Genomic DNA, 21410 nt, shown 5'->3' on the forward strand with positions numbered 1-21410 from the left:
CTGCGATCTTTTGATCTTGGCCCTTAAAAACAGGATCAAAAGATCGCAGCGTGCCGCAGCTCCTACATGAAAAGTGACTGTCTCAAAAGCAACCTGTCAGTTACCTGACAATCCCTCAGTTGTCATTCCCCTGACGCTTTCTTTGCCCTCTTCGCCGGTGCAGCTTTGCTGGCTGCCTTGGTCTTCGGTTTAGCCGGCGCCTTGCCACCCAGGCTGCGTTTAAGCAACTCGGTCAGGTCGATCACATCGGCAGTCTTGCGCTCTTCCTCTCCGCCCACCGTTTCAACATCCTCGATCTTGCCTTCGTGGGCCTTTTTCTCCACCAGCGCCATGATCTTGTCTTCAAATTCGTCGTTGTAGTCTTCGGGCTTCCAGTCCCCGCTCATGTCCTCAACCAACCGTTTGGCCATGTCCAACTCACCTTTGGCCAGTTGTGGCTTGGTGACCTCGCTGCCAAGTTCCAGTTGATCAAGACCGCGTACCTCTTGCGGCCAACGCAATTTGACCAGCACCAACGCCGACTCCAGAGGCATCAACGCCGCCAGATACTGGCGCGTATGCAAAACCACGCGGGCGAGGGCGACCTTGTTGGTTTTGCTCAGGGTTTCGCGCAGCAACGCGTAGACCTTGCCGCCGCGCTTGTCCGGCGCCAGGTAGTAGGGCGTGTCGATGTTCTGCAGCGGAATCTGCTCGGCGTCGACGAAGGAAAAGATGTCGATGGTCTGGGTCGATACCGGGTGCGCCGAGCGGATTTCCTCTTCGCTGAGCACCACATAACGGCCTTTTTCGTAGGCCACGCCTTTGACGATATTTTCCTTGGTGACTTCCTTGCCGGTCACCTTGTTCACGCGTTTGTACCCCACCGGGTCCATGCTGCGGCTGTCGAGCCAGTCGAAGTCCACGCCTTGGGACGACGTCGCTGAAACCAGCGCAACGGGGATATGCACGAGTCCGAAACTGATTGCGCCTTTCCAGATTGCCCGAGCCATGGTGAGTTCTCCGAGTGATGTTCAGGTGACCTGTGGCTCGCGGCGAAAGTTTCCAATGAATACGGCGGTTTCGGATGACTTGGTCAAGCCGTGTTACATGTTGTTTAAGGCTGACGGGTTAACAAATCCGAACCCACGGCGTAGCGTGCACTCGAAGGCTCTATTCCAAGCACACCGAGAGGCCATCCCATGAACCGATTTCTAATTGGCGTCGCCGTCCTGATACTCAGTGGTGGTCTGGTTCATGCGGACGTCGTGCTGGCGCAGAGTCCGGCCGGCAACAGCAACAATCCCTATAACAGCCCGATCCGCCGGGCCAACCCCAACAGCATGCAGGGCACCCAGCCCAGTGCCCCGCCAATCCGCGCGCCGAACACCGTTCCTGCACCACGTCAGCCGACGGTCGAAAACCGAGGTATTGGCAACGGCCAGCCGATTCGTTCGGTGCCAAGTACGCCACCTACATTCATTCCCAATCCACCTTCGCGAAGCACCAACACTAATCGTTGAACGGCAGGGCCGAGTTTCTGCCAGCCTTTGAAACAGACAAAAGGAATCGTGCATGTTGCGTAAAACCCTTCTAGCCACCCTTTGCGCCGGCGCACTGATCAGCGCTCCGGCGTTCGCCGCGGCCCCCAAGGAGCTGCAAAGCGAGCAGGGCACCCTTGAAGTCACCACGATTGCCCAGGGACTCGAGAATCCATGGGCGCTGGCCTTCCTGCCGGATCGCCAAGGCATGCTGGTGACCGAACGACCGGGTAACCTGCGAGTGGTTGGCGCGGACGGCAATCTGTCTGCACCGATAAGCGGTGTACCCAAGGTCTGGGCCAAGGGGCAGGGCGGATTGCTGGATGTCGTCTTGTCACCGGACTTCAAGCAGGATCGCATGGTTTACCTGTCATACGCCGAGGGTGGCGGAGTGGGGGACAAGGCCGGGACGGCGGTGGGGCGCGGCTATTTGTCGGATGACCTGAAAACGCTGAAGGACTTCAAAGTCATTTTCCGCCAGGAGCCTAAGCTCTCCACCGGCAACCACTTCGGTTCGCGTCTGGTGTTTGATCGCGACGGCTATCTGTTCATCACCCTGGGCGAAAACAACGACCGGCCGACTGCGCAGGATCTCGACAAGCTGCAGGGCAAAATCGTACGGATTTATCCGGACGGCAAGGTCCCGGACGACAATCCGTTCGTGGGGCAATCCGGCGTGCGGCCGGAAATCTGGTCTTACGGCATTCGCAACCCGCAGGGTGCGGCGCTCAACCCGTGGACCGGCACAGTTTGGGAAAACGAACACGGGCCGCGTGGTGGCGATGAGGTAAACATCATCGAACGCGGGAAAAACTACGGGTGGCCGCAGGCGACTCACGGCATCAATTATTCGCTGCAGCCAATCCCGGAAGCCAAAGGCAAAAGTGTCGAAGGTGCGGTTGATCCGCACCATGTATGGGAAAAGTCACCGGGCGTTTCGGGAATGACGTTCTACGATGGCGATCGGTTCAAGCCGTGGCAACACAACGCATTTATCGGCGCTTTGGTTTCTCAAGAGTTGATTCGATTGCAGTTCGATGGCGACAAGGTTGTGCATGAGGAACGCTTGCTCGGTGAGCTCAAGCAACGGATCAGGGACGTACGGCAAGGCCCTGACGGTTACCTCTATGTGCTGACGGACGAGTCCGATGGTTCGCTGTACAGGATCGGCCTTAAATAGCGCCGTGCCGGACAGGTGAGGGGAGGTGCCCCCTCACCTTGGGTTCAGTGCGCATTGCGGCTGTACAAAATTACGGCAGCCCGTAACTTTCCCCGCCCAAACCGGCACATTTTCTCGAATTCCCCGTGACTGACCGGCACATGCTGGCAATCCATGGGTTGTCGATGCTGGCTGTGATCAACATCCGGGTCGTGCAGGTAAACGAAATCCTCATCACAGTCAGTCACCACCACCCAGTGCGGTGACTTGGATCGGGTCAGGCGATAGCTGCTAATCAGCACCAGCGGCTGCCCACCTGCATCAAGCAAGCGCGGCAAATCGAGTGGTGCACCGATCACTCGCTCCACATCGGTGTCCTGCAACTGCGCAGTGAACTCCTCGTGAACCAGGCGCATGACGTCTTTTTTATGCTCATCGCGCACTCCGTCAAGAAACAACGGTCCGGCCAGGCTCAGCTCAAGACGTACCCGAAAACCGCGCTTCCATGCCGTGAGTGCCAACCCTTGCGGACTGCACCCGCCATGACCCGAAGTCATGAACACGGTCGTTGCCTCGCGCCAGATCTGCAACTCCTCGCGTCGCTCCAACAAACGCTCCGCGTGCAGTGCGCCCATGGCCATCAACAGACACGCCGGGCCACAGGTGAAGTCTGTGGTTTGCCCGTACCAGGGCACCTTGATGTTCCGCGAGTCCCGGTGCTGAAGAATGCGTTTTTCCAGGCGCAGCGCATCCGCATGGTCCTCGTAGTAATCGTGAATCAAGGCGAAACGCCGGTAGCCGTTGCGTTCGTACAGAGCAATGGCGGCGGGGTTGTCAGTACGCACCTCCAGGCGCAGGTACGCGCAATCATGGTCCAGCGCGCAGGCCTCGATCCGTTGCAGCAGTTGCTTGCCCAGACCGGTGCCGCGAGCCTCGGTAGCAATTGCGATGGAGTAAAGCCGTGCCAGTGACGTCCCCCGATGAAACAGCACCAGCGCGTAACCCAGCAATTGCCCGTCACGCTCGGCTACCACCAATTGCGCGTGGGCCCGGGTGATCATCCACTGAAAGCTGCGACTGGTGAGCCGATCCGTGGTGAAACATTGCATTTCCAATGCCAGCAGCGCCGGCAGATCTTCAACTACCGCCAAACGAAAAACAGCACTCATATGACCACCGTAAAAGTTGCGTAACGAAACGGGACTTTCGAAAAACTTCGTGCTTAATAGAAAAGGTCTTGTTCTCCAACGGATCAATCTCTATGTCAGCGGTACAGGGTCATTGGCGCGAAGTATCGGAGCAAAGTTTGCCGGCGGCAACTTATTTAAATTCAGCGGTTAGAGCATCCAGTCAAGTGTTGATCATTGTCGAGCGTAAGGAAGATTGGGCTTCATATTTCCCCAGCGACGACATCATCACAGCGCAGGAATACCTGGAGCAAACCCGTGAAAGCGAGTCGGGAAAACGTGTGCAGGTGATCAACCTGTGCCGCAGCTACAAGTACCTGGGCCACGGCTATTACTGCTCGCTGCTGGCGGAGGCACGGGGGCACAAGGTGATTCCGTCGGTGCGCACAATCAGCGAACTGACCAAGAAGTCACTCTACGGCCTGGCGCTGGATGATCTCGATAAAACCCTGGAAAAAGCCCTTAGCCATCACCTTTACAGTGATACCGAAGGTTTTACCCTGACCCTTTATTTCGGCAAAACGCATATCGAGCCATTACAGGATCTGGCCCGTCAGTTGTTTGAAGTATTTCCCTGTCCGATATTGTTAGTTGAGTTCAAACGAACCAACGGTTGGCACATCGACGGTATAAAGTCCGGCGCCTTGCACAAGTTGCGTGATGATCAGGAAGATCAGTTCGCCAATGCACTGGACGGTTTCAGCCGTAAAGTCTGGCGCGTGCCGCGTTCGCCACAAGTGGCCCGTTATGACCTGGCGATCCTGCACGATCCACAAGAGGCGTTGCCGCCGTCCAACCCACGGGCGCTGGAGAATTTCATTCGGGTCGGCAAGACCATGGGCATCGACGTCGAACTGATCGAGCGCAAAGATTACGCGCGACTGGCCGAGTACGACGGCCTGTTGATCCGCGAAACCACCAGCGTCGACAACCACACCTACCGTTTCGCCAAGAAAGCCGAAAGCGAAGGACTGGTGGTGATGGATGACCCGACGTCGATCCTGCGCTGCACCAACAAGGTCTACCTCACCGATCTGCTCAACAGCCATCAACTGGGTATGCCCGCCACCGAGATTCTCTACAAGGAGCGACCCGAAGACTTCGAACGGGTGGGCGAGCGCCTGGGCTTTCCGTTGGTGCTGAAGATCCCCGACGGCTGTTTTTCCCGTGGTGTGATCAAGGTGGAAAGTCAGCAGGCGCTGCTCGAAGCCACGGCCGAACTGTTCGAACACTCGGTGCTGTTGCTGGCCCAGGAGTTTTTCTACACCGAGTACGACTGGCGCATTGGTGTCCTCAACCGCAAACCGATCTTTGCCTGCCAATATTTCATGTCCAAGGGACACTGGCAGATCTACAACCACAAGGCCAAGGGCCAGGACGTCAACGGCGAATGCCGGACACTGGCCGTCCACGAGGCGCCCCGCGCGGTGGTGGAACTGGCGGTGAAGACGGCCAACCTGATTGGCGACGGCCTCTACGGCGTCGATCTCAAGCAGGCGGGCGACAAGGTCGTGGTGATCGAAGTCAACGACAACCCGAACCTCGACGCGGGCATCGAAGACGCGTATTTGCAGGACGATTTGTATTCACTGGTGCTGGAAGAGTTCGTGCGACGGCTGGAACTCAAACGCCGCGGCCAGGCCTGGTGAAGCGCCGATGATCAGCAGTTTTGCTCTGAGCCATGGCGCTTTGCAGCGCGTCGAGCGGTTGGACGCCGAGGTGATGCTGTTCAGCAACCCTGACGCCGCCGAGCGCGACTTGCTGCACAGTCATTTCAAAGTCGATGAACACGCACTGGCCTCGGCACTGGACCCGGACGAGGTGTCGCGGATCGAGTTTCACCCGGATCACTTGTTCCTGATCTGGAAACGCCCGGAAAACTATTCCGGCGGTGGCAGCCTGGCATTCGAGGTGTCGTCCTGCGGCCTGCTGTTCGCGCCGGGGCAACTGCTGGTGATCGCCACCGACGACACGCCGTTGCACGGTCTCGGCACTCGCCAGCCGTTAAACACGCCGCTGGATGTTTTGCTCGACTTGTTGTTCAACAACATCCATCACTACCTCGGGCACTTGAAGGTGATCAAACTGGTCGCCCGCGAGTTGCAGCAGAAATTCAACGCCTCGATGCAGAACCAGCATCTGGTGCAGATGTTCAACCTCAGCGAAAGCCTGATCTATTACATCAACGCCCTGCACAGCAACGGCGCGGTACTGACGCGCCTGCGTAATCACGCCGAGAAACAGCACTTCAGCAGCGAAGCGCTGGGCCTGATCGACGACCTGATCATTGAAAACAACCAGTGCTACAAACAGGCCGAGATTTACTCCACGGTGTTCTCCGGTCTGATCGACGCGCGCGGCAACCTGATGAACAACAGCATGAACAACCTGCTGCGCAAACTGACGTTGATCAACGTGGTGTTTTTGCCGTTGAACCTGATTGCGAGCATTGGCGGTATGTCGGAGTTCAGCATGATGACGGCGGGGACGCCGTGGTGGATTTCCTACCCGGTGTTTCTGGCGGTGATGTTGCTGGGGGCGGGTGGCATGTTGTTTGGGCTGCGGCGTCTGGCTAGTTAACCACGCAATCCCTGTAGGAGGTGCGTTTCAGAAAGTCCCGCATTTGGTCGAACCGCCACCGTGATGCCTTGTTATAGTTCGGGCCTCATTTTCAGCCCGGTAAAGGATCACTGCCATGACTCAATACACCGCCTTCAGCGTCGAACTGGTCGATAACATCGCTCATGTGCAGATCAATCGCCCGGAAAAGATCAACTCGATGAATGCCGCGTTCTGGAGCGAGATCGTCGAGATTTTCCAGTGGATCGACGACACCGACGAAGTGCGCGTGGTGGTGCTCAGCGGCAACGGTAAACACTTTTCCTCCGGCATCGACCTGATGATGCTTGCTGGCGTCGCCAATGAACTGGGCAAGGACGTCGGTCGCAATGCGCGCCTGTTGCGCAAAAAAATCCTCACCCTGCAAGCTTCGTTCAATGCCGTCGACAACTGCCGCAAACCGGTAATCGCCGCCATTCAGGGTTACTGCCTGGGCGGCGCGATCGATCTGATTGCAGCCTGTGACATGCGCTACGCCGCCGAAGACGCACAATTCTCGATCAAGGAAATCGATATCGGCATGGCCGCCGATGTTGGCACTTTGCAACGGTTGCCACGGATCATCGGTGACGGCATGCTGCGTGAACTGGCTTACACCGGTCGCACCTTCGGCGCTGAAGAGGCGCGCAGCATTGGCCTGGTCAATCGCGTCTACAGCGACAAGGACGCACTGCTCGAAGGCGTGCTGGATATCGCTCGCGACATCGCCTCCAAGTCGCCGATTGCGGTCACCGGCACCAAGGAAATGATCAGCTACATGCGCGACCATCGCATCGACGACGGTCTCGAATACGTTGCCACCTGGAACGCCGCCATGTTGCAATCCACCGACTTGCGCGTGGCCATGGCCGCCCATATGAGCAAACAGAAACCCGAATTTCTGGATTGAGAACCATGACATCTCGCTGGACCACTGCAGTACTGGACACCGATCAACCCGGCGGCTGGGCCGTGGCGCGCAGCGCCGAAGGCTTTCTGTTCGATGACAACGGCGCGCTGTTCCCGCGTGAATGGCTCAAGCGTCAGGACTTGTCGATTCTTGCCGAGCACGGCATCGGCCATCTCGATGGCGAACCCGTGTATCTGCTGGAGTTGCGCAGTGCCAGCGAAGTGCCGGGTTGCAACTGGAAGGGTCTGCGAGCGTTCATGCTCGACGGCGATCACACGATCTACAAAGTGCTCGGTTACGCCGCGCAGATCGGTACCTGGGCTCGTGAACACCGCTTCTGTGGCAATTGCGGCCAAGCCATGACGCAGGTGCCGCGAGAGCGGGCGATGTACTGTCAACCGTGCGATCTGCGCAGTTATCCGCGTATTTCGCCGAGCATGATCGTGCTGATCACCCGTGGCGACGAGATCCTGTTGGCGCGCTCACCGCGCTTCGTCGCTGGGGTCTACAGCACGCTGGCAGGGTTCGCCGAGCCGGGCGAGTCGGCGGAGGATTGCCTGATTCGTGAGGTGCGTGAAGAAGTGCAGATCGAGGTGAAGAACATTCAGTACATGGGCAGCCAGTGCTGGCCGTTCCCGCATTCGATGATGCTGGGCTTTCATGCCGAATACGCCGGCGGCGAGATTGTCTGTCAGGAAGACGAGATCGAAGACGCCCAGTGGTTCAACGTGCACGATCTGCCGCCGTTACCGGCGTCAAAATCGATTGCACGTTACTTGATCGACGTCTACGTGGCTCGGCGTTTAGGCCACGCTGAACCAGTGCTGCCAGGCTAGGCGCACGGTCAAACCCAGCACCACGGTGATGAACACCGGGCGAATGAACTTGGCGCCGCCGCTGATCGCGGTGCGCGCGCCGAAGAACGCGCCAACCATCACCGACAGGCCCATGCTCAGGCCGATGATCCAGTCCACTTGCCCGGAAAACACAAACACTGACAGTGCGGCAATATTGCTGACGAAGTTCATGCTGCGCGCCACACCGCTGGCCTTGACCAGGTCGATCGGGTACAGCAGCAGGCTGCTGACAGTCCAGAACGCGCCAGTGCCGGGACCGGCCACGCCGTCATAGAAACCGAGGCTGAAGCCTTGGGTCGATTGCCATTTCTTTTTGATCGGTGCGTCGCTGTCCAGCGGCGCCTTTGGCGTGCCGCCAAACAACAGATACAGGCCGCAGGCGAAGACGATCACAGGGAGCATTTTGTTCAGCCATTCCGCCGGCAAGTAATGCGCGACGATGGCACCGGTCAACGCGCCGACCAGCGTGCCGACAATTGCGTGCACCCACTGCCGTGGATGGAACAGTTTGCGCCGGTAGAAGGTGAAACTGGCAGTGGCCGAGCCGAAGGTCGAGCTGAGTTTGTTGGTGCCGAGTACCAGATGCGGCGGCAGACCCGCCGTCAGCAGCGCTGGCGTGGTCAACAGACCGCCACCGCCAGCAATGGCGTCGATGAAACCGGCAACGAAAGCTACAAGGGCCAGAATGGCCAGGGTGGTGAGGTCAACGCTGAGTTCGAAAGGCATGGAATCGGCTTATTCGGCAAGGCGCAGATCGGGGCTGCGGGGAGGGCAGCCATGTTACTCATTTCCGGGTGTTGCGGCGACCCGTCTGGCCTCATCGCGAGCAGGCTCCGACAGGGGAATGCATTTCAACTGTGGGAGTGAGATTGCTCGCGATGGCGGCTGCACATTCAACACCTCCGCTGACTGGCACACCGCAATCGCGAGCAGGCTCACGCCTACATTTGGAACTGTGTCGATTACAGACCGAGATCAGACAACCCCGGATGATCATCCGGGCGCCGGCCCAGTGGCCAGTGGAACTTGCGTTCGCTTTCCTTGATCGGCATGTCATTGATACAGGCGTAACGTTGGAACATCAGGCCATTGTCATCGAACTCCCAGTTTTCATTGCCGTAGGAACGGAACCAGTTGCCCGAATCGTCGTGCCATTCATACGCATAGCGCACGGCAATGCGCGTGTCGGAATAAGCCCAGAGCTCCTTGATCAAACGGTAATCCAGCTCCTTGGCCCATTTGCGGGTCAGGAAAGCTTTGGCTTCTTCGCGGTTGTTGGCGAACTCGGCGCGGTTACGCCACTTGGTGTCGAGGGTGTAGGCCAGCGATACCCGTTCCGGATCGCGGGAGTTCCAGCCGTCCTCGGCCAGACGAACTTTCTCGATCGCCGATTCACGGTTGAAGGGGGGTAATGGCGGACGTACCTGGGCTGCAGTAGACATGTTCAGTCTCCCGATAAAGTTAACGTTTATACAACTTGTCAGGCTTATTAAGGCGTTACAGGTCCAATAACTTACGCGCCATGCATTGCGCATTATCAGCGGCACTGTGATCACCCATCACAAGCGCTACGGTAATGGCGCCGTCAATCAGGATCAGCAACTGGTTGGCCAGCAATTGCGGGTCCTCGGCGCCATGTTCGGTACACAGCTCGCACACGTAGTCGAGCAGCTTCTGTTTGTGGTCTTTGGCGACCTGGCGCACCGGGTCCTGTGGATCGCCGGTCTCGCCGCTGGTGTTGATGAAGGCGCAGCCACGGAAACCTTCCGAAGCGAACCAGCCCTTGAGTACGGTAAACAGGTTGAGCAGGCGATCGGCCGGGGTTTCGGCCTGATCGACGGCGCTTCGGTACCAGTGCATCCAGCGCACGTCGCGACGTTGCAGGGCGGCGACGGTCAGTTCTTCCTTGTTGGCGAAATAACGATAGATGCTTTTTCTGGAGACGCCGGCGGTTTTCACCAGAAGATCCATGCCGGTGGCCGCGATGCCACTTTTATAGATCAGTTTTTCGGTGACATCCAGAATGATGTCGCGGGTCGAGGTGTCAGTAATTGGGTTCATGCGGCGAACAGTAGAACGATCGTTCTCCTTGGTCAAGCATTGATTTTTAGATTTGATCATTCCCATGCTGTGCGTGGGAATGCAGCCAGGGACACTCTGCGTCCCAAAGGTCCGAACGCGGTGCTTCCGTTGAGGCAATCCCACGCGGAGCGTGGGAACGAGCGTGTAGCGGGAAGACCCGAAGGGATCGATGGTGTAAGCTCTCGGGTTCTTCGGATTCGATCATTGCGAGCCCTATGCCGTTGCTTTTCAAACGTTCTCTGCTGCCCAAACTGCGCAGCTTTCCGCTGACCGCCGAGGCCGTGACCATTCTGTCCGGTGCCGCCGAGTTCCGTCGTTGCCTGCTGGAGAAAATCGCCACGGCGACCCAGCGCATCTACATCGTCGCGCTCTACTTGCAGCAAGACGAAGCCGGTCAGGAAATCCTCGATGCCTTGCACGCCGCCAAACTCAAGCGACCCGAGCTTGAAATCGCTGTGGTGGTTGACTGGCTGCGCGCCCAGCGCGGTCTGATCGGCGCCGGTAAGCAGCCAGGCAATTCGGCGTGGTATCAGGAAATGACCCGCACTCACGAAAGCGAAGTGCCGGTGTACGGCGTGCCGGTGCAGACCCGCGAATTGTTTGGCGTCCTGCATTTGAAGGGCTTCGTGATCGACGATTGCGTGGTCTACAGCGGCGCGAGCCTGAACAACGTCTACCTGCACAAGTTCGACAAATACCGCTTCGACCGCTATCACGTTCTGCGCAGCCATGAGCTGGCGGACTCCATGCATCACCTGGTCAAGCACGGTCTGATCGAATCGAAAGCCGTGCATCGTCTTGACCTGCCCAACCTGCCGACCACGCGCAGCCTGCGCAACGACATCGGCGATCTGCGCAGCCGCCTCAAATACGCGACCTACGACACCAGCGCCGGCAGCACGGGCCGAGAAGGCCTGTCCGTCAGCCCATTGCTGGGCGTGGGCAAGAACAACCCGTTGAATCGGGCGATTCTTGAACTGATCGCCAGTGCACAAACACAGCTGACCATCTGCACGCCGTACTTCAATTTGCCGCTGGGTGTGATCCGCGAAATCAATCGCGCGCTGGCCCGTGGGGTGAAGATCGACATTGTGGTCGGCGACAAGACTGCCAACGACTTCTACATCCCGCCGAGCGAGCCGTTCAAGGTAATCGCGGCGCTGCCGTACCTGTACGAGATCAGCCTGCGTCGCTTCGCTAAACGGCATCAGCGCAACATCGACAGCGGGCAGTTGAACCTGCACCTTTGGCGCGACGGCGACAACACCTATCACCTCAAGGGCCTGTGGATCGATCAGCGCTATACCTTGCTGACCGGCAACAACCTCAATCCACGGGCGTTCAGGCTGGATCTGGAAAACGCGCTGTTGATTGATGATCCGAGGGGCGAGTGGCTGGAGCCGCGTGCGCAGGAGTTGGAGGAGATTTTCCGCCATACCACGCGGATCGAAAGCTTTAACAACCTGGAGACACTGCCGGAATACCCGACCGGTGTGGCCAAGTTTCTCAAGCGTGTGAGTCGGGTGCGGATCGAGCGGTTGCTCTACCGGATTTTGTAAGGTTTTAAATTTGTAGCGGTCATGCAACCGCTATCGCGAGCAGGCTCACTCCTACAGGGGAACGCATTCCAACTGTAGGAGTGAGCCTGCTCGCGATGAGGCCTTAACAGACGCTACAAAACTCAGTTCAGCCCCAATTTCCCACGCAACGTGGACAGGTCTTCCGCCAGCGTATTCACCGGCCCAACCAGTGCTTTGCGGTCGTTGTCCTTCACCTTGTCATACGTCTCGAACCCACCGTCGCTGGTCTTGTACTTGGCCAGAACCTTGTTCACGGTGGCGAAATTCTTGTCGACCTTCGCGACGAACGCCTTGTCCTGCTGCTCGATCTGCGGCCGGAATAAATCAACGATTTTCTTCGCGCCGTCGATGTTGCCCTGGAAGTCGTACAGGTCAGTGTGACTGTAGCGGTCTTCTTCACCGGAGATCTTGGTCGCGGCGACTTCTTCCAGCAGCGCAGCCGCACCGCCCACCACTTTCTCAGGCGGGAAGGTCAGGCCGGCCACGCGGGTTTGCAGGTCTTTGACGTCTTTGTTCAGGCCGTCCGCCAGTGCGTCCAGGCCTTGGGTGCTCTTTTCCGAGAACAGCGAGTATTCGATGCGATGGAACCCGGTGAAGTCTTCCGACTTCACGCCTTTCTCGTGGTCGTCGACGCGGGAGTCGATGGACGCATCGAGGTCACTGAACAGCTCGGCAATCGGCTCGATCGACTCGTAGTAGACGCGGGTCGGCGCGTAGAGCTTTTGCGCGGTGGCCAAGTCGCCTTTCTTCACAGCGTCGGTGAACTGCTGGGTGTGGCTGGCCAACTCATCCAGTTGCTCGGTGACGTAAATCTTGTAGTCCGAAACCGGCCCGACCAGATCCAGCGGCGCGGTGGCGGCGAAGGCTGACAGCGGGGTGTTGAGCAAACCAAGGGTCAGCAATAACGCGAGTGGCGTCTTTTTCATGGGGGTGGCTCCAGAGTCGGGATTGTTTTATGCCGCTGTTTTCGGTTGTGTGGCGTTGAGCAGCGAGCGACCGATGAAGTCCTTGTCGCCGGTGACACCCGGAAGGGTGAAGAAGTAACCACCGCCGACCGGTTTGAGGTATTCCTCAAGCGGTTCGCCGTTGAGGCGGGTTTGCACGGTGATAAAGCCTTTCTCCAAATCGGCCTGGTAACAGATGAAGAGCAGACCCATGTCGAGTTGGCCGTTCTTGTTCACACCGTTGGAGTAGTTGAACGGCCGACGCAGGATCAGGTTGGCCTGGCTCGCGGCAGTGCGCGGATTGGCCAGGCGGATGTGTGCGTCGAGTTTGGTCAGTTTGCCGGCCGGATCCTTGCTGTAATCCGGTACTTCGCTCTCGTGAGTCCCACCCATCGGCGCGCCGGTAGTCTTGACCCGGCCGAGAATGCTTTCCTGTTCCTGCAAAGGCGTACGGTCCCAGCGCTCGACGAAGTTGCGGATGATCCGCACCGCTTGATAGCTGCCGTGGGCCGCCCACGCCGGTTCGTCGCTGCCCGGTTGCACCCAGACGATGTTATCCATGGCTTTGGCATCGTTGGAGTCGGGGTTGGCCGAGCCATCACGGAAACCGAGGAAATTGCGCGCCGATTGCGCCGGCACCCCGGGTTTGGCCGGGGCCTGCGGCGGTACGCTGCCTTCCTGTTTCCAGCGCACCAGCAGCAGGTCTGGCAGGTTTTTCACGATGTCGCGCAGGGCATGGATGTTGGTGTCAGCGGTGTTCGAGCAGAACTGCACACTCAAATCGCCGTGGCAGCAATCGGCCTCTAGCGCGTCGTTGGGGAAACCGACCATGCGTTGCAGGCGCTTGGGCTTGGCGTCGGCCAGACCAAAGCGCTCATCAAACAAGGACTCGCCCACCGACACGGTGATGGTCAGGTTGTCCGGACTCACCACCGGGCCGAGGATGCCGGAGTCTGGCGGCGGCAGCTTCGGGTCGATCTGCGCGACCGGGCCGCCCTTCATCAGGAAGGCGATACGCTCGTTGAGCGTGCGGAATAGGCGCTCGAGGTCTTCGCGATCACTGGCCAATACGTCGAACGACACCAGCATGCCTGACGCCGGACGCGGGGTGACGATGCCGGTTTGATGCACACCTTGGAAATCGTGGCGGTCTTCGGTTTTATCGCTGCTCGGGGCTTCGGTGACTTGTGCCGGCGCTGCGGCCATGGCCGGACAGCTCAGGGCCGATCCGGCCAGTGCGACACCGGCCGCGCCCATGCCCATCAGGACACGGCGACGTTGCAGGTTGAGTTGTTCTGAATCTTTCATCGGTACTCGTCTTCTGCTTACAGGCCGGAGAGGCCGAGGGCGGGATCAATGCCATCAAGTGCGTCGGCCAGAGCCTGGGCCTTTTCGGCGATCTGTTTGCGTTGTTCGCCGCTGACGCTGTCGTAGCTGGCGAAGCCGTCCTTGACCTTGAAACTGTTCAGTTGGGTGTCGAAGTCCGCCAGCGCCTGATCGATTTTCGGCAACAGCTCGGCGGCGGATTTGCTCAGCATCGGCCGCAGCAGGTCGACGACTTTGTGCGCGGTTTGCAGATTGGCGGCGAAACCGTTGAGGTCGCCGTGGCTGTAGCGTTCTTCTTCACCGCTGGCGGCGCGTACGTCGGCCAGGGTGTTGAGGTTGCGAACGACGATGTTGACCAGTTGCTCCGGTGGCAGCGACTGGGCAAGCAGTTGCTGTTTGAGCGTGGTGACATCGGTCAGCAAGCGCTGAGATACAGGCGCAAGGTCATCGAGTTTGCGTTGCTGGAACAGCGCGTATTCGATCCGGTGGAAGCCGACAAAGGCTGAATCCTGTTCGCGTTTTTCGAAGTAATCGGCGCGGGCATTGATGCGGTTGTCCAGTTCCGCCAGGCGTTGCGCCGCCGGGGCCAGATGTTGATAGGCCGTACGCGCCGGCAGGTACAGCGCCTGAGCCTGGCTCAAGTCGCCGCTCGCAATCGCCTGATCGAGTGCGGTCACGGCTTTGATCAAAGCGCTGCCCTGACTGGCCAGATACACACGGAACTCCGACAACGGCCCGATGAAGGCGACCATCGACGGTTTGGCCTTGGCGGCGGCGTCGGAAGCGGCGGTTGGTGTTACATGCAAAGTGCCGCGCGGATTGCTCAGCAGGCCGCAGGTGATCGCGTAGTCGCCGGGTTGCAGGTTGGCGTTGATCACCTGGCTCAAGCCCGGCGCAATGTTCTCGCGTTCTTCGACCACCAGCACGCCATCGAGGATTTCCCATTCCACTGCCCGCTCGGAGCGGTTGACGATGCGGAAACTGGCGCGGCCGGCCGGTACGGTCAGCGCATTCGGCTCGCAACTGCCCGGGTGAATGTTGACGACCACTTCGTCGTGGTTGTGCTGACGTTTGGCTGCCGCCAGTTGCGAGGCATAGTAGAACAGGCCACCGGCGGCGATCATCACGACCACCGAACCGGCCACTGCCCAGCGCAAGGCGCGGGGAGGCGAGGCCTGTGGGGTATTAGGCTTTGACATGGGTGCCCTTATTGGCTGGAAACGGAATTCGATTGCGCGGCGTTTTTGGCGGGCGCCGCCGGGAGGAAAAACATCACCAGCGCCACTACCAGATAAATCAGATAAGCGCCGAGGGTGCTGACGGTTGGCGCATCCTGGTAACCGAACATGCCGGCCAGCACCGAGCCCAGCGGGCCATCCATCGGCAGCGTCGCACTGACGTCGAAGAGCACGGTTTGCAGGTGATTCCACACCCCGGCTTCATGCAGGGCTTGCACCGAATTGGCGAGAATCCCCGCGGCCACCACAAGGATGAACAGCCCGGTCCATTTGAAAAACACCGAGAGATTGAGACGCATGCTGCCGGTGTAGATCAGGAAACCGACGACAATCGCCAGAAGCAGGCCAAGCAGGGCACCGATCGGCGCGCCCGGGCCTTCGCTTTGCTGGAACACGGCGAGCAGGAAAAACACCGTTTCCAGGCCTTCACGCGCCACGGCAAAGAACACCATAGCGATCAATGCGATGACCTGATGTTTGGAAGAAGTCAGGGCTTCATCCAGCGAGGCGTGCAGCGAATGTTTGATCGACCGTGCGACCTTGCGCATCCAGAACACCATCGAGCTGAGAATCCCCACGGCCATCAGCCCGACGATGCCTTCAAACAGTTCTTGCTGCTTTTGCGGGAATTCGGCGCTCACCAGTTCCAGTCCTCCACCGACCAGCAGGGCGAGGGCGGCGGCGAGAAATACGCCGATCCACACGGCGGGCATCCATTGGCCACGGCCGGTCTGTTGCAGGTAGCTGGCGATGATGCCAACGATCAGCGCGGCTTCAATGCCTTCGCGCAGCATGATCAGGAAAGGAACGAGCATTCGGCATCCAGATAGTCATTCGAAGAGTTACAAGTTGTAACATAATGAAAGTCATTCTCACATGACAATCATTGACATAAACCTGAACGCCAGCTGAACAACCCGGTTTTTGCCCTGCATAGATCTCCTGCACAGGGTTCTGTGGTGAACTCCTGTCGTGCGGTAAGATGCCCGCCAGTCAAAAACAACAAGGTCTGCCTCGCTCCATGTCGGAAAAAGACACCATCGCCGTTCAACTGGTGCGTGAAGCGCTGCTGCAAAGTTGTGCCCCCGGCGTGGCCACGGAAGAAGTCTTGAACAAGGTCGGCATTGCGCCGGCCTTGTTGCAATCCGAAGATGGCCGGGTCCCGGCCTCGCAGTACGCCAGGCTCTGGCGTTTGTTGGCCCGGCGCGGTGATGACGAGTTTTTTGGCATGGACCCGCGCAAGCTCAAGTCCGGTAGTCTGGAGTTCCTTTGTCGCAGTGCGATGGCGCAACCGACACTCGCTGCCGGATTGAGCAGCGGCCTGGGATTTCTGTCGCTGATGCTTGAACGTCTGCCCGCGCAACTGGTGCATCAGCAGAGTCTGGCGGAAATCGTTCTGCTCGAAGACGATCTCGAACCGCGCCGTGCCTTCACCTATTTCACTTACTGGATGATCGTCCATGGCGTAGCCTGCTGGCTGGCCGGGCGGCGGATTCCGATTCTGGCCATTGAGCTGCGTTGCCCGGAACCGGACTTCACCGATGACTACCGGGTGATGTTCTCGGAGAACCTGCGTTTCGACCGGCCGCGCACGCGGATGATTTTCTCGGCGGACTGCCTGGATCTGCCGATCAAGCGCAGTGTTGAAGAGTTGAAACGCTTCCTGGCCCATGCGCCGGCCAACATCCTGGTCAAGTACCGCGATCCGCAAAGCCTCGCCAGCCGGATCAAACAGGATTTGCGCCAGCTCCCTGCTGAGCAGTGGCCGGAAACTGAAGCATTGGCGCAGCAGTTGTGTATGTCCGCTTCGACTTTGCGCCGACGTTTGGCAGAGGAAGGGCAGACGTATCAGGGGCTCAAGGACAGCTTGCGCAAGGAGTTGGCGATTGTCTGGCTCGCGGAGCCTTCGATCAGTTTTGTTGAAATTGCGTCGCGGCTCGGGTTTGCCGATGCAAGTTCGTTCTACAAAGCGTTTCGCAAATGGTCGGGGTCCAATCCCGGCCACTATCGCACGCTGATCCTCAATGACCCCACCTGAAATGCATTCCTCCTGTAGGAGCTGCCGAAGGCTGCGATCTTTTAATCTTGACCTTTAAAAGCAAGATCAAAAGATCGCAGCCTCGTTTCACTCGACAACTCCTACTGAAGGTGTGAGTCATTTTCGAAGGCATGGCCAAACCAGTCAGCCACTTTGATGGCTTTGACCATTGCCCCAAGCCACGCACAGCGCGACTATCACTCTGTTGTTTACGGTTCCCCAACCTAATAAAAAACACAGAGGGATTCTGGCAATGCGCGACTACTTGTCTGCCACCGAACAGTTCAACTATCAGCACACCGTTGACACCGCGCTCAGCGGTACGCTTGAGGCGCTCAACGCCTGCGTCGAATGCTGCGACCGCCATGCATTGCCGGGGCGCATCGCGCTGTTCTGGGAGGGTCGCGACGGCGCCAGTGCGACGTACACCTTCAGCGACTTGCAGGACAAAGCCGCGCGTTTCGCCAATTTCCTACTCGCTCAAGGCGTGCAGAAGGGTGACAAGGTCGCCGGCCTGCTGCCGCGCAACATCGAATTGCTCATCACCGTGTTCGCCACCTGGCGTATCGGCGCGGTCTATCAGCCGCTGTTCACCGCATTCGGCCCCAAGGCCCTTGAGCATCGCCTGAACAGCTCCGGCGCCAAAGTGGTGGTGACCGACGCCGTCAACCGTCCGAAACTCGCTGAAGTCGCCGATTGCCCGACACTGGTCACCGTCGGCGGCGCCAAGGGCCAGGGCATCGTCCGAGGCGACTTCAGTTTCTGGGCTGAACTGGCCAATTACTCCAACGTCTGCGAACCGGTGCTGTTGACCGGCGAAGACCCGTTCCTGCTGATGTTCACCTCGGGCACCACCGGCCCGTCGAAAGCGCTGTCGGTGCCGCTCAAAGCCATCGTCGCGTTCCAGAGCTACACCCGCGATGCCGTTGATCTGCGCCCCGAAGACGCGTTCTGGAACGTCGCCGATCCGGGCTGGGCCTACGGCATCTATTTCGGCGTGACGGGCCCGATGTCGATGGGCCACCCGATCACCTTCTACGGCCCGTTCACCCTCGAAAGCACCTGCCGGGTGATCAACAAATACGGCATCACCAACCTGACCGGTTCGCCCACGGCGTATCGCCTGCTGATTGCCGGCGGTGACGAGTTCGCCAAGTCGATCAAGGGCAAGCTGCGCATCGTCAGCAGCGCCGGCGAGCCGTTGAATCCGGAAGTGATCCGCTGGTTTGCCGACAACCTCGACGTGGTCATTCACGACCATTACGGCCAGACCGAACTGGGTATGGTCCTTTGTAACCACCACGGTATCGAGCACCCGGTTCACGTCGGCGCCGCCGGTTTCGCTTCGCCGGGCCATCGCATCGTGGTGCTCGACGACCAATACAACGAACTCGGCGTCGGCCAGCCCGGCATTCTCGCCATCGACCGGCCTGAATCGCCAATGTGCTGGTTCGGTGGCTACGAAGGCGCGCCAACCAAAGCCTTCGTCGGCGATTATTACCTGAGCGGCGACACCGTGGAATGGAACCCGGATGGCAGCATCAGCTTCGTCGGGCGCAGCGACGACGTGATCACCACCTCCGGCTACCGCGTCGGCCCGTTCGACGTCGAAAGCGCGCTGATTGAACACCCGGCCGTGGTCGAGGCGGCGGTGGTCGGCAAACCGGACCCGGAGCGCACCGAACTGGTCAAAGCCTTTGTCGTGCTCAGCGCGCAATACCGCGCGGAACCTACGCTCGCCGAAGAATTGCGCCAGCACGTGCGCAAGCGTCTGGCAGCGCATTCATACCCGCGTGAAATCGAATTTGTCAGCGAATTGCCCAAGACCCCGAGCGGCAAATTGCAGCGCTTTATCTTGCGCAACCAGGAAATCGCCAAGGCTCAAGAGGCCGCAGCGAAAAACGTTTCAGCTTGAATCCAAGGAAACAGTCATGCAGATCGAGAACAAGGTTTTTATCGTCACCGGCGGCGCGTCCGGCCTGGGTGCGGCCACCGCTGAATTGCTGGTGAATGCCGGCGCCAAGGTGATGCTGGTGGACATGAATGCCGAAGCGGTTGCCGCGCAGGCTCAGCGTCTGGGCGTACACAGCGTCGTCGCCGACATCAGCAATGAAGCCGCTGCCGAAGCCGCTGTGCAGACGACCGTCAAAGCCTTTGGCAGCCTCAACGGTCTGGTCAACTGCGCCGGCATCGTCCGTGGCGAGAAGATCCTCGGCAAGAACGGCCCGCACGCACTGGCCAGTTTTGCTCAGGTGATCAACGTCAATCTGATCGGCAGCTTCAACATGCTGCGTCTGGCCGCTGCGGCGATTGCCGAATCCGAAGCCAATGCCGACGGCGAGCGCGGCGTGATCATCAACACCGCCTCGGTGGCGGCGTTCGACGGTCAGATCGGCCAGGCTGCTTACGCCGCCTCCAAAGGCGCCATCGCCAGCCTGACCCTGCCCGCTGCCCGCGAACTGGCGCGTTTCGGCATCCGCGTGATGACCATCGCCCCGGGCATTTTCGAAACCCCGATGATGGCCGGCATGACCCCGGAAGTTCGCGACTCGCTGGCGGCTGGCGTACCGTTTCCGCCACGTCTGGGCAAGCCTGCCGAGTACGCCGCGCTGGTACGGCATATCATCGAAAACAGCATGCTCAACGGCGAGGTGATCCGTCTCGACGGTGCCTTGCGCATGGCCGCCAAGTAAGGAGGATTTGTCATGACTATTTCCAACGATCCGATTGTCATCGTCAGCGCCGTCCGCACCCCGATGGGCGGTTTCCAGGGCGAACTGAAAAGCCTCACCGCGCCGCAGCTTGGCGCTGCTGCCATCAAAGCGGCGGTTGAACGCGCCGGTGTTGCCAGCGATGCGGTCGACGAAGTGCTGTTCGGTTGCGTCCTGCCCGCGGGCCTCGGCCAGGCGCCTGCGCGGCAAGCGGCACTGGGTGCCGGGCTGGATAAATCGACGCGCTGCACCACGGTCAACAAGATGTGCGGCTCAGGCATGGAAACCACCATTCTGGCCCACGACATGCTGGTCGCCGGCAGCGCCGACGTGGTGATCGCAGGCGGCATGGAAAGCATGTCCAACTCGCCGTATCTGCTGGATCGCGCCCGCGCCGGTTACCGCATGGGCCACGGCCGCGTGCTCGATTCAATGTTCCTCGACGGCCTCGAAGACGCCTACGACAAGGGTCGCCTGATGGGCACCTTCGCCGAGGATTGCGCCGAGACCAATCACTTCAGCCGCGAAGCGCAGGACGCTTTTGCTATCGCCTCGACCACCCGCGCACAACAGGCGACCAAGGACGGTAGCTTCAAGGACGAAATCGTCCCGCTGACCGTGACCGTCGGCAAAGAACAGGTGCTGATCAGCCACGATGAGCAACCGCCGAAAGCCAAACTGGACAAGATCGCCTCGTTGAAACCAGCGTTCCGCGAAGGCGGCACGGTGACGGCGGCGAACTCCAGTTCGATCTCCGACGGCGCGGCGGCGCTGGTGCTGATGCGTCAGTCGCAGGCGCAAAAATTGGGTCTGAATCCGTTGGCGGTGATTCACGGTCATGCGGCATTTGCCGACACTCCGGGCCTGTTCCCGGTGGCGCCAATTGGTGCGATCAAGAAACTGATCAAGAAAACCGGTTGGTCGCTGGGCGACGTTGACCTGTTCGAGGTCAACGAAGCGTTTGCCGTGGTCGGCATGGCGGCGATGACGCATCTGGAAATCCCCCATGACAAGCTCAATGTGCATGGTGGTGCGTGTGCGCTTGGGCATCCGATCGGTGCCTCGGGTGCGCGGATTCTGGTGACCTTGCTCTCGGCATTGCGCCAGAAAAACCTCAAGCGCGGCGTGGCGGCCATTTGCATCGGCGGCGGCGAAGCGACGGCCATGGCCGTGGAATGCCTCTACTGACACGCACAATCCCCCTGTAGGAGCTGCCGCAGGCTGCGATCTTGTTGATCTGTCTCTTATACGCATATCGCGCTG

20 protein-coding genes are annotated in these 21410 nt (G+C 59.3%); 11 read left to right on the top strand and 9 right to left on the bottom strand.

Annotated features, from left to right (window positions below; translation table 11 throughout):
- Positions 1-122: 122 nt before the first annotated feature.
- Positions 123-989 carry a Ku protein gene (locus IAI51_RS26765; protein ID WP_187681214.1) on the bottom strand — a complete coding sequence of 289 codons (867 nt, stop codon included), beginning with the start codon at positions 987-989 and terminating at the stop codon, positions 123-125.
- A gap of 189 nt (positions 990-1178) precedes the next feature.
- Here IAI51_RS26765 and IAI51_RS26770 point away from each other — a divergent pair, with 189 nt between their 5' ends.
- Both IAI51_RS26770 and IAI51_RS26775 read left to right on the top strand, forming a co-directional pair.
- Entirely contained in the window at positions 1179-1499 is a 321-nt protein-coding gene (locus tag IAI51_RS26770) for a hypothetical protein (protein ID WP_187681215.1), read from the top strand.
- A gap of 52 nt (positions 1500-1551) precedes the next feature.
- Positions 1552-2697 carry a PQQ-dependent sugar dehydrogenase gene (locus tag IAI51_RS26775; RefSeq protein ID WP_187681216.1) on the top strand — a complete coding sequence of 382 codons (1146 nt, stop codon included), beginning with the start codon at positions 1552-1554 and terminating at the stop codon, positions 2695-2697.
- Positions 2698-2741: 44 nt separating this feature from the next.
- Here the strand turns inward: IAI51_RS26775 and rimI are convergent, their stop codons facing one another.
- Positions 2742-3845, bottom strand: a complete 1104-nt coding sequence (gene rimI, locus IAI51_RS26780) for a ribosomal protein S18-alanine N-acetyltransferase (protein ID WP_187681217.1) — start codon at positions 3843-3845, stop codon at positions 2742-2744.
- Between the two features lie 92 nt (positions 3846-3937).
- Between rimI and IAI51_RS26785 the strand changes: the two genes are divergently transcribed.
- The 4 genes from IAI51_RS26785 (at position 3938) to nudC (ending at position 8207) form a co-directional block, all read left to right on the top strand.
- Positions 3938-5512, top strand: coding sequence for a RimK family protein (locus IAI51_RS26785; RefSeq protein WP_262410387.1), 1575 nt, complete (start codon positions 3938-3940; stop codon positions 5510-5512).
- 7 nt (positions 5513-5519) lie between these two features.
- Entirely contained in the window at positions 5520-6443 is a 924-nt protein-coding gene (locus tag IAI51_RS26790; protein ID WP_187681218.1) for a magnesium transporter CorA family protein, read from the top strand.
- A 115-nt stretch (positions 6444-6558) separates the two neighbouring features.
- Complete coding sequence (locus tag IAI51_RS26795) at positions 6559-7371, top strand: crotonase/enoyl-CoA hydratase family protein (RefSeq protein ID WP_187681219.1); 813 nt, start codon at positions 6559-6561, stop codon at positions 7369-7371.
- A gap of 5 nt (positions 7372-7376) precedes the next feature.
- Positions 7377-8207 carry an NAD(+) diphosphatase gene (gene nudC / locus IAI51_RS26800; protein WP_187681220.1) on the top strand — a complete coding sequence of 277 codons (831 nt, stop codon included), beginning with the start codon at positions 7377-7379 and terminating at the stop codon, positions 8205-8207.
- On the opposite strand, the gene IAI51_RS26805 is transcribed toward nudC, so the two are convergent.
- The 3 genes from IAI51_RS26805 to IAI51_RS26815 all read right to left on the bottom strand — a co-directional run bounded on the left by IAI51_RS26805 (position 8175) and on the right by IAI51_RS26815 (position 10289).
- Entirely contained in the window at positions 8175-8954 is a 780-nt protein-coding gene (locus IAI51_RS26805; protein ID WP_095187207.1) for a TSUP family transporter, read from the bottom strand. The genes nudC and IAI51_RS26805 overlap by 33 nt on opposite strands.
- Before the next feature lie 236 nt (positions 8955-9190).
- Positions 9191-9670 (bottom strand): DUF1348 family protein, encoded by a 480-nt coding sequence (locus IAI51_RS26810; RefSeq protein WP_103302046.1) that lies wholly within the window; start codon positions 9668-9670, stop codon positions 9191-9193.
- Between the two features lie 55 nt (positions 9671-9725).
- The gene (locus IAI51_RS26815; protein ID WP_187681221.1) at positions 9726-10289 is read right to left on the bottom strand and encodes a TetR/AcrR family transcriptional regulator; all 564 of its coding nucleotides are present in this window, start codon (positions 10287-10289) and stop codon (positions 9726-9728) included.
- A gap of 236 nt (positions 10290-10525) precedes the next feature.
- Between IAI51_RS26815 and pssA the strand changes: the two genes are divergently transcribed.
- Positions 10526-11869: a CDP-diacylglycerol--serine O-phosphatidyltransferase gene (gene pssA / locus IAI51_RS26820; protein WP_187681222.1), complete on the top strand. Its 1344-nt coding sequence runs from the start codon at positions 10526-10528 to the stop codon at positions 11867-11869.
- Positions 11870-11991: 122 nt separating this feature from the next.
- Here pssA and efeO (IAI51_RS26825) read toward each other — a convergent pair whose 3' ends face one another.
- From efeO (IAI51_RS26825) to efeU, 4 genes are read right to left on the bottom strand one after another with little or no spacing between them, the layout of a single operon-like run.
- Positions 11992-12816 (bottom strand): iron uptake system protein EfeO, encoded by an 825-nt coding sequence (gene efeO / locus IAI51_RS26825; protein ID WP_187681223.1) that lies wholly within the window; start codon positions 12814-12816, stop codon positions 11992-11994.
- 27 nt (positions 12817-12843) lie between these two features.
- Positions 12844-14142: an iron uptake transporter deferrochelatase/peroxidase subunit gene (gene efeB / locus IAI51_RS26830; protein WP_187681224.1), complete on the bottom strand. Its 1299-nt coding sequence runs from the start codon at positions 14140-14142 to the stop codon at positions 12844-12846.
- Positions 14143-14159: 17 nt separating this feature from the next.
- Positions 14160-15359 carry an iron uptake system protein EfeO gene (gene efeO / locus IAI51_RS26835; protein WP_187681225.1) on the bottom strand — a complete coding sequence of 400 codons (1200 nt, stop codon included), beginning with the start codon at positions 15357-15359 and terminating at the stop codon, positions 14160-14162.
- A gap of 8 nt (positions 15360-15367) precedes the next feature.
- Positions 15368-16213 (bottom strand): iron uptake transporter permease EfeU, encoded by an 846-nt coding sequence (gene efeU / locus IAI51_RS26840; RefSeq protein ID WP_187681226.1) that lies wholly within the window; start codon positions 16211-16213, stop codon positions 15368-15370.
- Positions 16214-16419: 206 nt separating this feature from the next.
- On the opposite strand from efeU, the gene IAI51_RS26845 reads away from it, so the two are divergent.
- The 4 genes from IAI51_RS26845 (at position 16420) to IAI51_RS26860 (ending at position 21335) form a co-directional block, all read left to right on the top strand.
- A complete protein-coding gene (locus tag IAI51_RS26845) occupies positions 16420-17436 on the top strand; it encodes an AraC family transcriptional regulator (RefSeq protein WP_187681227.1) in 1017 nt (338 codons plus the stop codon).
- A gap of 253 nt (positions 17437-17689) precedes the next feature.
- Entirely contained in the window at positions 17690-19351 is a 1662-nt protein-coding gene (locus IAI51_RS26850) for an AMP-binding protein (RefSeq protein ID WP_187681228.1), read from the top strand.
- A gap of 16 nt (positions 19352-19367) precedes the next feature.
- On the top strand, positions 19368-20129 hold the full coding sequence (locus IAI51_RS26855; protein WP_187681229.1) for an SDR family NAD(P)-dependent oxidoreductase: 762 nt from the start codon (positions 19368-19370) through the stop codon (positions 20127-20129).
- Positions 20130-20141: 12 nt separating this feature from the next.
- Positions 20142-21335, top strand: a complete 1194-nt coding sequence (locus tag IAI51_RS26860) for an acetyl-CoA C-acyltransferase (RefSeq protein WP_187681230.1) — start codon at positions 20142-20144, stop codon at positions 21333-21335.
- Positions 21336-21410 lie beyond the last annotated feature (75 nt).

It is taken from the genome of Pseudomonas sp. N40(2020), assembly GCF_014472415.1.
Lineage (GTDB): Bacteria > Pseudomonadota > Gammaproteobacteria > Pseudomonadales > Pseudomonadaceae > Aquipseudomonas.